The following is a 12,402-nucleotide window of genomic DNA, read 5'->3' on the forward strand; positions in this document are numbered from 1 at the left end:
TACCCTGTCGGTCAGCTTTGGAGGTAGATGTCACGCAGCCGGCCCACATCCGCCATCCGCCGCTCGGCCAATCGGTCGGCCGCGACGGCCGGTGGCACACCCTCCTCGTCGGCCAGGGCGAAGATCCGTGCGGTGGTGGCGCGGATGCCGGAGGCCTTGCGCTTGGCCCGCTCGAAGTCGAATCCGTGCCGCTCGTCGGCCACCTGGATCACCCCGCCGGAGTTGACCAGGTAGTCCGGCGCGTAGAGCACGCCGCGTTCGGCCAGCGCCTTCTCGATCCCCGGATGGGCCAGCTGATTGTTGGCCGCGCCGCAGACCACGGCCGCGGTCAGCACCGGCACGGTCTCGTCGTTCAGCGCGCCGCCGAGCGCGCAGGGGGCGTAGACGTCCAGGTCCGGTATGCGGATCAGGGTGTCGGTGTCGGCCACGAAGTCCACCTCGGGATGCTCGTGCCGCACCCGGGCCACCGCCCGCTCGTCGACGTCGGTGATCACCACCGAGGCGCCGTCGGCGATCAGGTGCCCGACCAGGTGCCGGCCCACCTTCCCGACGCCCGCCACGCCCACTCGGCGTCCGCGCAGCGTCGGGGCGCCCCAGCGGTGTTCGGCGGAGGCGAGCATGCCCTGGAAGACCCCGTACGCGGTCAGCACGGACGAGTCGCCCGCGCCGCCGTTCTCGGGGGAGCGGCCGGTGACGAAGTCGCACTCCTTGGCGACCACGTCCATGTCGTCGACGTAGGTGCCCACGTCGCAGGCGGTGATGTAGCGACCGCCCAGGGACTGGACGAAGCGGCCGTAGGCGCGCAGCAGCACCTCGGACTTGTCCCGGTTCGGGTCGCCGATGATCACGGCCTTGCCGCCGCCGTGGTCGAGGCCGGCGAGGGCGTTCTTGTAGGCCATGCCGCGGGAGAGGTTGAGGACGTCGGCGACGGCCTCCTCCTCGGTGTCGTAGGGGTGGAACCTGGTACCGCCGAGCGCGGGCCCCAGGGCACTGGAGTAGATCGCGATGATCGCGCGCAGTCCGCTCGCGCGGTCCTGGCAGAAGACGACCTGTTCGTGGCCGGTCGACCTGCCGAACACCAGGCCCGACGTCGTGTCGTGCGGGCCGTCCATGCTGTCGGTCACTGTGGTGACTCCATGGGTTTCGTGGTGGCGTGATGACACTGCGCCGCGCGGATGTGCGCGGCGGTTCAAGCCTAGAACCCGAGCGGATCACCGGGTTGGACCTTCGCCGGCTCGGGACATCGGCGACATGCCAAGATGCGTTCGTGCGGACTTCGGTGGTTGCCCCCTACGCGGCGTATCTGCGGGTGTACGAGCCGCTGGCGGCGTTTCCCGAGCCGGAACGCGGCCGGTGGGCCGCGTATGCCGCCACGCGGCCGTCAGGCACCTCCGCGACGGCCGAACCGCCCTCGCCCGCCGGACTCACCGCGCAGGAGCACCGGAGCGGCCTGGAGAACCTTCTGGCCACCCCGCCGGTGATCGCCCCGCCGCACGAGAGCGAGGACGCCTACGTGCAGGTCGTGGACGGCGTCACGGTGATCTGCCCCCGGCAGACCCGGCTGCGCTGCTGGACCGCGCTGGCCGAGCTGCGCCGGGAGTATCCGGCGACCGTCCTGGACGTGTTCTGGCCCCGGCTGGTGATCGACCAGGCGCACCTGGAGCACGAGCGGTGGAAGTCGGCGCACCCCGACGTGCATCCGCACATCCACAGCAGCACGTGGCACGTCCCGGTGCGCTGGTTCGTGCTGTTCGCGCCGGAGGAGCGGGTCGTGGTGCCCGCGGCCGAGGGCGGCTCGGCGGGGCCCGGGGAGCTGTACTACCGGACCCCCATGGTGCAGGCCAGGCGACGGATCGCCCGGGCGTTGAAGGTGCTGCGCGAGACGGTCGAGGACGGTGCGCTGATCACCGGCCTGGAGAACGTCGGCCGGTGGCTGGAGGAGTTCCATCCGCGCGCGATGGTCGAGCTCGACTACGGCGGCCTGGTGCGGCTGGTCGCCCCCGATCCGACCGCCGACACCTCCGTCGCGGACGTCGCGGAGGGCATCGCCGCACTGGGGTCCGGTGACGGAGCGCGAGCATCGGCGGCCTACCGCAGGATTACGGAGCGTTGGCAATCGGTACGCGCCCTGGAGCACGCGAGCTGAGCAAGCGTCCGCATTTCATGAAGTTTCGGCGTGACCGTCGTCACTCTTTCGTGTTCAGTCACCCCGTGATCTGAAAGCCTCTCAACCTGCTGGTTCGAGTTGTGGGACTCCCAGCTCTCCAGGTTGTCGGAGATCGACTCACAACAAGGTGCATACGCCAGCGAATGGTTCGTATATGATGAAAAGGACAAACCAGATGTAGTCGGTCTGGTCGGGTCGGGTCATCGGGGATACTTCGTTGCTGGTGGGGCGGGGTGGACGCGAGGGGACGGCCGGGCCCGTGTGACTCATCGTCACAGTCATGTGACTGTCCGCTATGCCTGGTCCTTCGGGATCGCGTGGCTTGAACCCTGGGATGCCAATTCCGGCGGTTTGACCAACCGGGTGCGGCGGATGGTGTACTTGTACTGTGAAGGACAAGCCGTTCGTCCTATAACCGACTTGGCCCTCGTGAACTATTTAGGACATCGTGGGTCAAGGTGCAGAATTTGAAGAAAGAACCGTGTTGGTTCGGTTCTCCCGAGGAGGCCGCTCATGACCGCTCGTACGCCTGATGCCGAGCCGCTGCTGACGCCGGCCGAGGTTGCCAGCATGTTCCGCGTCGACCCCAAGACGGTGACGCGCTGGGCCAAGGCCGGCAAGCTCACGTCGATCCGCACGCTCGGCGGACACCGTCGCTACCGCGAGGTGGAGGTCCGCGCCCTGCTCGCGGGCATTCCGCAGCAGCGCAGCGAAGCCTGAGGGCTGCGTCGAAAAGCTTTTCCCCTGAGTGCTGCACCGGATCCCGCCGGGTCCGGTGCAGCACTCTTTTGTGTGCCCACGCCCGCGCCTGCCGGTCCGTCGGGAGCCTGCCGTCGGCCGTGTGCGCTCGGGCCCGTCGCGGTCGTGGTGCGCGACCGTGTCGCGGGGTCGGCGGGGTGCTTCCGCCGAGGTCGGGCGCGAGGCGGTCGGGGCGCCGACGGTGCTCCGAGGCGGCGCTTTCGCGGGGGAATCACGACGACGTCCAGTAAAATATCACATAGAATGCACGGATGATTTCCGGCCGTCGATGAAAACGATCGCCGGTCGAAACAGTGACCTTGGTCACACCAGCCCTCCCGGAGGGTGTCCTGGCGACTCGCGCCAATGGTTCGAACCTCTGCCGGCCGGGACCACTTCGGCACTGCGGTGAGGTGCCCGCCGGGTCGGCGCGAGCGGGCGTCGCGTGCCGGGGTCGTGGAGTGGGTGTCGAGGTCGTCCGGGCCGTGCTCGCAGCCGTGGCGAGGGGTGTGGCGTCCGCCGGTCGGGCCGGTCTTCGCGGGGCGGGGGAGACGGTCCGGATCGGGCTCCGCGGGCGGGACGGACGAGGCGATCGGGACGGATTCGACGGGCCGGTACGGAAATCGGCAGTCGAACACGCTGAGTGATCATCGGCGGTCTCGGGCGAAGATCCGGATCGTGCCGCGACGCCGGCCTTCGTGACTGTGTGCGAGCATTCTCGGCCGGCCGGATCCGGCGCGTGCGCCCGGGCCGATGCGACCGGGATCGGCGCGGTCATCACTGTGGCGTAGATGGTCGATGCTCCGCGTGCGGGTCCGTGTACGCGGTGTTACCACTTGAGGGAAAGCGCGTGACCACTGTGACGCGTGGAAACTTCAGTGACCTCAGTGAAGAGGGACGCCATGACACAGACTCAGAACCTTGCGCTGTCGGTCGACTTCAGCCAGGGATTCACGGACGCGTGGTCCTCCTTCGCGACGTTCGTGCCGAAGCTGATCGCGTTCCTCGTGATCCTGGTGATCGGCTGGATCGTCGCGAAGGTGATCGCGCGAGTCCTCGACCGGGTGCTGCGCAAGGTCGGCTTCGAGAAGGTGGCCGAACGGGGCGGGGTCGCCAAGACCCTGGAGGGGTCCAAATACGACGCCACCGGGATCATCGCCAAGGTCGTCTACTACGCGATCCTGCTGATGACGCTGCAATTGGGCTTCGGGGTGTTCGGACCGAACCCGATCAGCGACATGCTGCGGGCCATCGTGTTGTGGATCCCGCGCGGCATCGTGGCGCTGGTGATCGTGGTCGTCACGATGGCCATCGCCGGCGCGGTGCGCGACATCGTGCGCTCGGCCCTCGGCGGGGTCTCCTACGGCAAGACGGTCGGCACCATCGCCTGGGCGTTCATCGTGACGCTCGGCGTGATCGCCGCGCTCGGCCAGGCCGGCATCGCCGGGGCGATCACCGGTCCGGTGCTCACCGCGGCGCTCGCCACCATCGCGGGCATTTTGATCATCGGCGTCGGCGGCGGCCTGATCCAGCCGATGCGGCAGCGCTGGGAGCGCTGGCTGGAAGCGGCCGAGCGCGAGACGGTCAACGCGCGGGCCAGCGTCACCGCGTACCAGCGGGGCCGGGGCGACGCGATCGCCGGGCAGCCCGCGCAGACGCGCGAGGAACGCCGGTAGTGCTCAACCCAGCAGGTCGTGTTCGCGCACCAGCCAGCACACGGCGGTCAGGCGCAACGCGGCGAAGTCGTAGCCGACCGGCTCGCGCCAGTCGGTTTCGGCCAGTACGTCGGTGAAGCCCAGCACATAGTCGGCGAGGTCCTCGCGGCGCAGTTGGCGCGGGATCAGCCCCGCGCCGTCGGCGGCCAGCGACGTGCGCACCGCCGCGGCGTGCTGGTCCACGGCGGCGACCAGCCCCGGCTCGAAGGCGAACTCCGCGAGCCGGGGCAGGTACGCGTCCACGACCCCCGCGAGGGGGCAGCGGGGCAACTCGGCGTCGAAGAGTTCACTCATGTCTCCACTTTAAACATATTTTTCGCCACCAATCCGCACCTTTTTGTGGCGAAGCAGACGTCGGGGGTCCGGCGCCGGGATCCCGGTCAGACTCCGTCGGCGCCGAGCAGGCTGCCCACGGCGTAGGTGACCGCCATGGCCAGGGCTCCGCCGGCGGTGGTGCGGACGATCCCGCGGGCCGGTGGGGCGCCGCCGAGGCGGGCGCCGCTCCAGCCGCACAGGACCAGCGCGGCGAGCACCGCGGCCACCGTGATCGGCAGCCGGACCGAGGCGGGCGGCAACACCATCGCGAGCAGCGGCAACAACGCGCCGACGGTGAAGGCCAGGAAGCTGGCGCCGGCCGCGTGCCACGGGTTGGTCAGCTCGTCCGGATCGATCTTCAGCTCGACCTGGGCGTGCGCGGCGAGCGCGTCGTGCTCGGTGAGCTGTTCGGCCACCTCGCGCGCCAGCGCTCGGGTGAGGCCCTGCTGTTCGTAGAGTCCGGTCAACTCGTCGAGCTCGGCCTCGGGTTCGTCGCTCAGCTCGCGGCGCTCCTGGACCAGCGCGGCCCGCTCCGCGTCGCGCTGCGTGCTCACCGAGACATACTCGCCCGCGGCCATCGACAACGATCCGGCGAGCAGTCCGGCCAGCCCCGCGGTGAGCAACTGCGCCCGCTCGTCGGTGGCTCCGGCCACCCCGACCACGAGACCGGCGGTGGAGACGATGCCGTCGTTGGCCCCGAGCACCGCCGCCCGCAACCAGTTCAGCCGCGTACCCATGCCCTCGTCGTGCGGAGCGTGCGTGGGCAACGCCCGACCGAACCCGTCAGCGGCACTCATGCCCGAAGTATCACGATCCGCCCGCCCCCGAAGCGCCCGGACACGACCGGAATCCCCACCCCGAACCCGAGCGGCCCAACCACCGGCACCGAACGGGACCCGGGAACGCACCAGCCGGGAACGCAAAAAACGCCCCTGGCGAACTGATCGCTCGGGGCGTTGTGGCTGAATGAGCCTGGTGGCCAGGGGCGGGGTCGAACCGCCGACCTTCCGATTTTCAGTCGGACGCTCGTACCAACTGAGCTACCTGGCCTCGATGGATCAGGGCGCCTTTCGGCGCCCCGATCTTCCATCTTGCGGTCCTGACGGGATTTGAACCCGCGGCCTTCACCTTGACAGGGTGACGAGCACTCCAAACTGCTCCACAGGACCTCTGCGATCTCTTCCCGGCTTCCCGGGTTTCCCTCGCGGTGTTTCGTGTTGAACCCTACCGTACTGGCTGTCCGGCTTGTTGCGGCCCCCCGAGGGGGGTTGGTGCGTGCCCCCAACGGGATTCGAACCCGTGCTACCGCCTTGAAAGGGCGACGTCCTAGGCCACTAGACGATGGGGGCTTGTTGGCCGTGTCCGGCGTCTTGTTGCCGTCGGGGACGTCCCGAACTATACGGGGTTTTCGCCGGCGCTTGCAAAGCGGATAACCGGGACCCCGCGGGGCGGGGGTGGAGGCCGCAGAATGAGGGGGTGTTGGAGATGTCGCGCGAGGAGTTCGAGGAACTGGTGGCCGAGGCCCTGGACCGGATCCCGCCCGAGTTGACCAAGCTCATGGACAACGTGGCGATCTTCGTCGAGGACGAGCCCGACCCCGCCGGGGAGCACGGGACCAACCTGCTCGGTCTGTACGAGGGCATCCCGCTGACCGAGCGCGGGGACTGGTACGCCGGGGTGCTGCCGGACCGGATCACCGTCTACCGCAACCCGATCCTGCGGATCTGCGAGACGTACGAACACGTCGTCGAGGAGGTCGAGGTGACCGTCGTGCACGAGGTGGCGCATCACTTCGGGATCGGGGATGCGTGGTTGCACGAGCACGGGTACGGCTGAGGCGGGTCAGTGGGCCAGGGCGTAGCCGAGGGCGGCGGTGGTCAGGCCGAGGGTGACGCTGAGGAGTACGTACAGGGCGGCGAGCAGGCGTTGGCCCACGGTGTGCAGTTCCACCGTCGCGTAGGCGAACGTGCTGAAGGTGGTGAGCGTGCCGCAGAAGCCGGTGCCGAGGAGGGTGGTCACCCGCTCCCCCGGGGCGAGGCCGGTGACGATGCCCAGGATCAGCGAGCCGACCACGTTCACCGTGAGCACGCCCCACGGGAAGGCCGACTTCCACCGCGTGGAGACGTATCGGTCGGTCAGGTAGCGGGCGGGGGCGCCGACCAGGGCGCCGAGGACCACCATCAGCGGGATCATCCGGCCGCTCCCCGCGAGCGGTGCACGGCGGCCAGACCGAGGTGGACCGCGATCGCGCCGAGCAGCACGCTGCCGGCCGCGTAGAGCCAGGCGTCGAGCCACGCGTGGCCCGCGAGCAGGGCGCGGGTCTCGATCGCGAACGTGGAGAACGTGGTGAAGCCGCCCAGCACCCCCGTGCCCAGGAACGGGCGCAGCAGCGGGTCGGGTGGGGTCACGCCCATCAGGACGCCCATCAGCAGGCAGCCGAGCACGTTGGTGATCAGCGTCGCCCAGGGGAAGGCGGTACCCGTGTGCGGCATCGCCTGCGCGATGCCCCAGCGGCCCAGCGCGCCGATGGCGCCGCCGAGCGAGATCACGGCGAGGAGTCGGAACGGGGGCACCCGGCCACGCTAGCGCGTGTCTTCGAACCCCCGGCGAGCACCACGACGCCCGGCAGCGCGCCTCGCCGCGCTCACGCCGCGGAGCCGGACGGGGGTCTGAAGACACGCGCCGGCGCGCGCTGGTACCGCCGGCCGCGGTTGCCGCCGGGGGATCGCGCACGCTCCCGGCGTGCCATCACGCGCCGCCGCCGAACGGGTGAGGGGCGGTGTTCCGGAATTGGAGCGGGAGTTGGTGTCTGGCCATGCTGAACCGGTGACCACGCAGGGGGACATCGGGCCGATGACGGACTTCGCCGACGACGAGCCCGAGTTTCCCGGAACCGGATCGTTGACCCGAGTGGGCGAGCCCGATCGGCGGTCGGCCGATGCCGCGCGCGACCCCGGGACGCCCGGGTCCGAGCCGGAGCACGCGGGCCGGCCGGCCGTGCCGCGTGCTCGCGACGCCCGGCGTCCGGTGCCGAGCGCACAGCCGTACGAACCGGTCGCCGGCGAGGCGTGGGGGAGTCCGGAGCCGCCGCGCGACCGGCCCGGCCCGGACCCCGGCGACGCCGAGGAGTTCGGGTCGGACCCGACGGCCGAACCGGGGGCGCGGGACGCGGGGACCGTCGGGCATGCGGTCCCCCGGGTCCCGCACCCGGACCGAATCGGCGACCCGGCGGGGGACTTCGCTCTCTTCCGCACCGGCGGCAACCTCACGGCGGAGGTGGCGGAGGTGTCGGAGGTCTCCCACGGCGAGCCGATGTCGATGCTCGCCGAGTGGTTCGGCGAACCCGATGCGATCCCGAGCGCGCCCCGCGTCGAGCACGAGGCCGTGGCGACCGAGCGGCGGGCCGCGCGGCGGCACCGGTCCGCGTACCGGGGTCGGCGGGCCGCCGAGACCGCTCGCACCGAGGTCGCGCGCGGGCTGCCCGAGGAGCGATCGACCGGCGCCGGTTGGGAGTTCGCGACCTTCTTCGTGGTGCCCGCGCTGATCCTCGCGGGCCTGCTGTACCACTTCGGCTGGACCCGTGCCGCGGCCCGGTCCGACTACCTCGGGTTCGACGAGAGCGTGCTGGGCACGCCGGCCCGGGAGTATCTGGCGGACGGTCTGCGCACCCTGTACCGGCCGCTGCTCGTGTTCACCGGCGGGCTGCTCGCCGCGCGGATGGCGCACCCCCGGCTGCTGGTGTGGCTGCGCCGGCACCGACGGATCGCCGGGTGGTGCATTCGTTTGCTGCGCTGCGCGTGGTTCGTGGTGCCGGGTGCGGTCCTGCTCGCCGCATACCGGTGGCCGGTGCGGGATCCGCGCTGGGAGCCGCTGCTGCTGCCCGGGGCGCTCGCGGTCGGGCTGTCGATCTGCGCGTACGGGGTGCTGCTCTCGCGTCGGATCGGCGCGCACCGGCGCAGTTCCGCCGCGCCCGGACGGCCGTGGTCGCTGCCGTCGCTGCTCACCGCCGCGGTCGTGGTGCTGTGTCTGTTCTGGGCGTCGGGGTCGTACGCGAAGGTGTCGGGGCGGGACGACGGCCGGGCCTTCGCGCACCAACTGCCGCGGCGGACCGGGGTGGTGCTCTACTCGGTGCAGGATCTGCGGATGCGGTCCGAGGACGGGATCGCGGTCGAGGAAGAAACCGGCGCTTCCTATCGTTACCGCTACACCGGACTGCGCTTGTTGCGCCGTGCCCCGGGAGCACTGTTCCTGCTCCCCGAACACTGGTCGTGGCAGCGCCCGAGGCTGCTCGTGGTGCACGAGGACGCACGTCTGAGGGTGGAGTACGAACGCACCCGATAGGCGTAAACGCGCAGTGATCGGGTACGCTGGTGAATCGCTTTGCCCATATCCAGGCGCCGCCATGAGTCGCGGCGCCTCGTAGGCTCGTTCTGGTGCTCCGCAGAAGTGTCGCTTTCTCGTGCGACCACATTTCGGCTGCGGACCTTCGAGACGGGCCGCATCCGGAAGGTTTTGCATGCCCCCCTATGCCAATGACACTGCCACGCCCATGCCCGGTACCGAAGGTGCCGAGGTGCAGGAGGGTGTGGCGGATGCGCAGGCAGCCGAGGTGACCGAGGTCGCTTCGGAGATCACCGAGATCGCCATCGAGATTGCCGACGAGGTCGTCGCGAACGACGACGACACCGTGTCCGCGGCGGACGCCGACGAGGACACCGACACCGACGCCGATGCCGAGGCGGGCGTCGAGGACGACGAAGAGGCCGACGAGCGGGTCGAGGCCGCCGACGAGGTCGAGGCCGATGAGAAGCCCGAGCCGACCGGCCCCAGCTTCGCCGAGTTCGGTCTGCACAAGGACGTCGTGGAGGCGCTCGCGCGCCGCGGCGTGACCCACCCGTTCCCGATCCAGGCCGCGACGCTGCCGGACGCGATGGCCGGCAAGGACATCCTCGGCCGCGGTCGTACCGGCTCCGGCAAGACGCTGGGCTTCGGCCTGCCGATGCTCACCCGGCTCTCCGGTCGCAAGGCCCGCGCCCGGCGCCCCCTCGCGCTGATCCTCACCCCGACGCGTGAGCTCGCGATGCAGGTGCACGACGCGCTGGAGCCGTACGGTCGCATCCTCGACCTGCGGATGAAGACCGTCACCGGCGGCATGTCGATGCCGAAGCAGATCTTCGCGCTGGAGCGCGGCGTCGAGATCCTGGTGGCCACCCCCGGCCGCCTCCAGGACCTGGTCGACCGCGGTTCGGCCGTGCTGGACAACGTCGAGATCACCATCCTCGACGAGGCCGACCAGATGGCGGACATGGGCTTCCTGCCCGAGGTCACCGCGCTGCTCGACCTGATCCCGGCCGGCGGTCAGCGGATGTTGTTCTCCGCCACGCTGGACAAGGGCGTGGACGCGATCGTCCGCAAGTACCTGGACAACCCGGTCACCCACTCGGTGGACCCGCACGCGTCCTCGGTCACCACCATGTCGCACCACGTGCTCGTGGTGCAGCCGAAGGACAAGACGTACGTCACGGCGGCCATCGCGGCCCGTCGCGGGCGCACGATGATCTTCGTGCGGACCAAGTTCGGCGCCGACCGCGTCGCGCAGCAGCTGCGCGAGGCCGGTGTCCGCGCCGAGGCGCTGCACGGCGGCATGACCCAGGGCGCGCGCACCCGCACCCTGGCCGAGTACAAGGAGGGCCGCACGCCGGTCCTGGTCGCCACCGACGTCGCCGCCCGTGGCATCCACGTCGACGGCATCGACCTGGTCCTGCACGTGGACCCGGCCGCCGACTCGAAGGACTACCTGCACCGCGCGGGTCGTACCGCGCGCGCCGGCGAGGCCGGTGCGGTGGTCACCCTCGCGCTGCCGCACCAGCGCCGCACGGTGGACCGCCTGATGGAGGACGCCGGCGTCGAGCCGACCCGCCTTCGGGTGCAGGGCTCCAACGACCCGGAGATGCGCAAGCTGACCGGCGCGCGCACGCTGTCCGAGGTCAAGGCGCAGTCCGTGGCGGACGCCGCGGTCGAGGCCGAGGCCGAGGCGGAGCGGCTGGCGGTTCGCATCGTCGAGCTCAAGGCCGAGGCCGCCGAGCTGCGCCGCAAGGCGGCCGAGCTGGCCGAGGCGGCCAAGAACGGCGATGTCCCGATGCGCACCGAGCGCTACGAGCGCCCGGACCGCGACCGCGGTGACCGTGGGGATCGTGGTGACCGCGGGGACCGGCGCGAGGGTGGCTACCGCGGGGACCGCGGCGACCGTCCGTCGTACGGCGACCGCGGCGGCGACCGTCGTGGTGGTGCGCCGCGTGGCGACCGTCCGTCCTATGGCGACCGGGGTCCGCGTACGGGTGACCGTCCGTCCTACGGCGGCGGGGACCGGCGCGAGGGCGGCTACCGCGGCGACCGTCCGCAGGGTGACCGCGGCCCCCGCGGCGACCGGCCCGCGTACAACGACCGTCCGTCGTACGGCGGCGACCGTTCCGCGCGTGGTGGTGAGCGTCCGTCCTACGGCGACCGCGCCCCGCGTGGCGACCGTCCTTCGTACGGGGACCGGGCTCCGCGTACCGGCGACCGTCCGTCCTACGGCGGCGGCGACCGGCGCGAGGGTGGCTACCGCGGCGACCGTCCGTCGTACGGCGACCGTGCGCCGCGCACCGACCGGCCCGCGTACGGCAGCGACCGCGCCCCGCGTGGCGACCGGCCGTCCTACGGCGACCGTCCGTCGTACGGCTCGGGCTCGGGCGAGCGTTCGCACGACCGTGCGCCGCGTCGGGACGGGCACTACGACCGTCCGGCCGGCGGTGCGGGCGACCGCAAGCCGCGCTGGAAGCGTGACGCGTAAGCGCTGTGTAATCGCACGGTAATCGCGCTGTAGTCAAACCACCGAGCGGGGCGGGATCGATCGCGTATCGATCCCGCCCCGCTCAGTAATGTGGCGGCATGAAGCGGACCTCGTTCGGAACCTGGCCGTGCTCCATCGCCCGCGTCCTCGAGTTGTTCGGCGACGGATGGACGCCGCTCGTGTTGCGCGAAGCGTCCTACGGGGTCCGGCGGTTCGAGGATCTTCAGGAGAATCTGGGCATCGGCCGCAACGTGCTCGCCCAGCGGCTGAATCTGCTTGTCGAGGAGGGCCTGCTCGATCGGGTGCCCTACGAGGAACGGCGACCCCGGCACGAGTACGTGCTGACCGCCAAGGGGCGCGACTTCTTTCCCGTGCTCGTGGCGATCGGCCGGTGGGGCGATACCTGGCTGGCGGATGAGGACGGGCCGCCCGTGGTCTATCGGCACGGCGGCTCGGAGGGGCACGAGGCGCAGGCCGAGGTGGTCTGTTCGGTATGCGGCGACCCGCTCCACCTGGAGGACGTCGAGCCGTTGACCGGACCGGGTATGACGCCGCGTCAGGCGCATCGGGCGGTGGCCGAGGGGCGATGCGGGGCCCGCGCGTCGACGGTACCGGCGCAGCGCGGGCCCTGGTAG

The 12,402-nt window shown here is 70.9% G+C and carries 12 protein-coding genes and 3 tRNA genes; 7 read left to right on the top strand and 8 right to left on the bottom strand.

Going from position 1 to position 12,402, the window contains the following annotated elements:
- Positions 1 to 11 precede the first annotated feature (11 nt).
- Positions 12 to 1,112 carry a Glu/Leu/Phe/Val dehydrogenase gene (locus ACFXKZ_RS26460; RefSeq protein WP_380003539.1) on the bottom strand — a complete coding sequence of 367 codons (1,101 nt, stop codon included), beginning with the start codon at positions 1,110 to 1,112 and terminating at the stop codon, positions 12 to 14.
- Positions 1,113 to 1,267: 155 nt separating this feature from the next.
- On the opposite strand from ACFXKZ_RS26460, the gene ACFXKZ_RS26465 reads away from it, so the two are divergent.
- The 3 genes from ACFXKZ_RS26465 to ACFXKZ_RS26475 all read left to right on the top strand — a co-directional run bounded on the left by ACFXKZ_RS26465 (position 1,268) and on the right by ACFXKZ_RS26475 (position 4,581).
- Positions 1,268 to 2,146, top strand: a complete 879-nt coding sequence (locus tag ACFXKZ_RS26465) for a hypothetical protein (protein WP_380003467.1) — start codon at positions 1,268 to 1,270, stop codon at positions 2,144 to 2,146.
- A 534-nt stretch (positions 2,147 to 2,680) separates the two neighbouring features.
- Positions 2,681 to 2,887 carry a developmental transcriptional regulator BldC gene (gene bldC, locus ACFXKZ_RS26470; RefSeq protein ID WP_020555617.1) on the top strand — a complete coding sequence of 69 codons (207 nt, stop codon included), beginning with the start codon at positions 2,681 to 2,683 and terminating at the stop codon, positions 2,885 to 2,887.
- A gap of 920 nt (positions 2,888 to 3,807) precedes the next feature.
- On the top strand, positions 3,808 to 4,581 hold the full coding sequence (locus ACFXKZ_RS26475) for a hypothetical protein (protein ID WP_380003468.1): 774 nt from the start codon (positions 3,808 to 3,810) through the stop codon (positions 4,579 to 4,581).
- Between the two features lie 3 nt (positions 4,582 to 4,584).
- On the opposite strand, the gene ACFXKZ_RS26480 is transcribed toward ACFXKZ_RS26475, so the two are convergent.
- From ACFXKZ_RS26480 to ACFXKZ_RS26500, 5 genes are all read right to left on the bottom strand, one after another.
- Positions 4,585 to 4,914 (bottom strand): DUF6401 family natural product biosynthesis protein, encoded by a 330-nt coding sequence (locus tag ACFXKZ_RS26480; RefSeq protein ID WP_380003469.1) that lies wholly within the window; start codon positions 4,912 to 4,914, stop codon positions 4,585 to 4,587.
- Positions 4,915 to 5,000: 86 nt separating this feature from the next.
- Positions 5,001 to 5,732, bottom strand: a complete 732-nt coding sequence (locus ACFXKZ_RS26485; protein WP_380003470.1) for a VIT family protein — start codon at positions 5,730 to 5,732, stop codon at positions 5,001 to 5,003.
- 176 nt (positions 5,733 to 5,908) lie between these two features.
- A tRNA-Phe gene (locus ACFXKZ_RS26490) sits at positions 5,909 to 5,985 on the bottom strand.
- Between the two features lie 44 nt (positions 5,986 to 6,029).
- Positions 6,030 to 6,104: transfer RNA gene (locus tag ACFXKZ_RS26495), tRNA-Asp, on the bottom strand.
- Between the two features lie 107 nt (positions 6,105 to 6,211).
- Positions 6,212 to 6,284 (bottom strand) — tRNA-Glu (locus tag ACFXKZ_RS26500).
- 127 nt (positions 6,285 to 6,411) lie between these two features.
- Between ACFXKZ_RS26500 and ACFXKZ_RS26505 the strand changes: the two genes are divergently transcribed.
- Complete coding sequence (locus ACFXKZ_RS26505) at positions 6,412 to 6,771, top strand: metallopeptidase family protein (protein ID WP_078976134.1); 360 nt, start codon at positions 6,412 to 6,414, stop codon at positions 6,769 to 6,771.
- Between the two features lie 6 nt (positions 6,772 to 6,777).
- On the opposite strand, the gene crcB (ACFXKZ_RS26510) is transcribed toward ACFXKZ_RS26505, so the two are convergent.
- Positions 6,778 to 7,128, bottom strand: coding sequence for a fluoride efflux transporter CrcB (crcB, locus tag ACFXKZ_RS26510; protein ID WP_380003471.1), 351 nt, complete (start codon positions 7,126 to 7,128; stop codon positions 6,778 to 6,780).
- Complete coding sequence (gene crcB / locus ACFXKZ_RS26515; protein ID WP_380003473.1) at positions 7,125 to 7,508, bottom strand: fluoride efflux transporter CrcB; 384 nt, start codon at positions 7,506 to 7,508, stop codon at positions 7,125 to 7,127. Before crcB (ACFXKZ_RS26515) ends, crcB (ACFXKZ_RS26510) begins: the two co-directional genes overlap by 4 nt.
- A 253-nt stretch (positions 7,509 to 7,761) precedes the next feature.
- Between crcB (ACFXKZ_RS26515) and ACFXKZ_RS26520 the strand changes: the two genes are divergently transcribed.
- From ACFXKZ_RS26520 to ACFXKZ_RS26530, 3 genes are all read left to right on the top strand, one after another.
- Positions 7,762 to 9,276: a hypothetical protein gene (locus ACFXKZ_RS26520; RefSeq protein ID WP_380003474.1), complete on the top strand. Its 1,515-nt coding sequence runs from the start codon at positions 7,762 to 7,764 to the stop codon at positions 9,274 to 9,276.
- A gap of 208 nt (positions 9,277 to 9,484) precedes the next feature.
- Positions 9,485 to 11,767: a DEAD/DEAH box helicase gene (locus tag ACFXKZ_RS26525; protein ID WP_380003475.1), complete on the top strand. Its 2,283-nt coding sequence runs from the start codon at positions 9,485 to 9,487 to the stop codon at positions 11,765 to 11,767.
- A gap of 98 nt (positions 11,768 to 11,865) precedes the next feature.
- Positions 11,866 to 12,402 (top strand): helix-turn-helix domain-containing protein, encoded by a 537-nt coding sequence (locus ACFXKZ_RS26530; RefSeq protein ID WP_126636560.1) that lies wholly within the window; start codon positions 11,866 to 11,868, stop codon positions 12,400 to 12,402.

It is taken from the genome of Embleya sp. NPDC059237 (genome assembly GCF_042754105.1).
In the GTDB taxonomy this organism is placed as follows: Bacteria; Actinomycetota; Actinomycetes; order Streptomycetales; family Streptomycetaceae; genus Embleya.

Bases quoted from the DNA above. Each gene is read 5' to 3' on its own strand.
- ACFXKZ_RS26460 (WP_380003539.1), bottom strand. From the start codon at position 1,112: ATGGACGGCCCGCACGACACGACGTCGGGCCTGGTGTTCGGCAGGTCG.
- bldC (WP_020555617.1), top strand. From the start codon at position 2,681: ATGACCGCTCGTACGCCTGATGCCGAGCCGCTGCTGACGCCGGCCGAG.
- ACFXKZ_RS26475 (WP_380003468.1), top strand. From the start codon at position 3,808: ATGACACAGACTCAGAACCTTGCGCTGTCGGTCGACTTCAGCCAGGGA.
- ACFXKZ_RS26480 (WP_380003469.1), bottom strand. From the start codon at position 4,914: ATGAGTGAACTCTTCGACGCCGAGTTGCCCCGCTGCCCCCTCGCGGGG.
- ACFXKZ_RS26485 (WP_380003470.1), bottom strand. From the start codon at position 5,732: ATGAGTGCCGCTGACGGGTTCGGTCGGGCGTTGCCCACGCACGCTCCG.
- crcB (WP_380003471.1), bottom strand. From the start codon at position 7,128: ATGATCCCGCTGATGGTGGTCCTCGGCGCCCTGGTCGGCGCCCCCGCC.
- ACFXKZ_RS26525 (WP_380003475.1), top strand. From the start codon at position 9,485: ATGCCCGGTACCGAAGGTGCCGAGGTGCAGGAGGGTGTGGCGGATGCG.
- ACFXKZ_RS26530 (WP_126636560.1), top strand. From the start codon at position 11,866: ATGAAGCGGACCTCGTTCGGAACCTGGCCGTGCTCCATCGCCCGCGTC.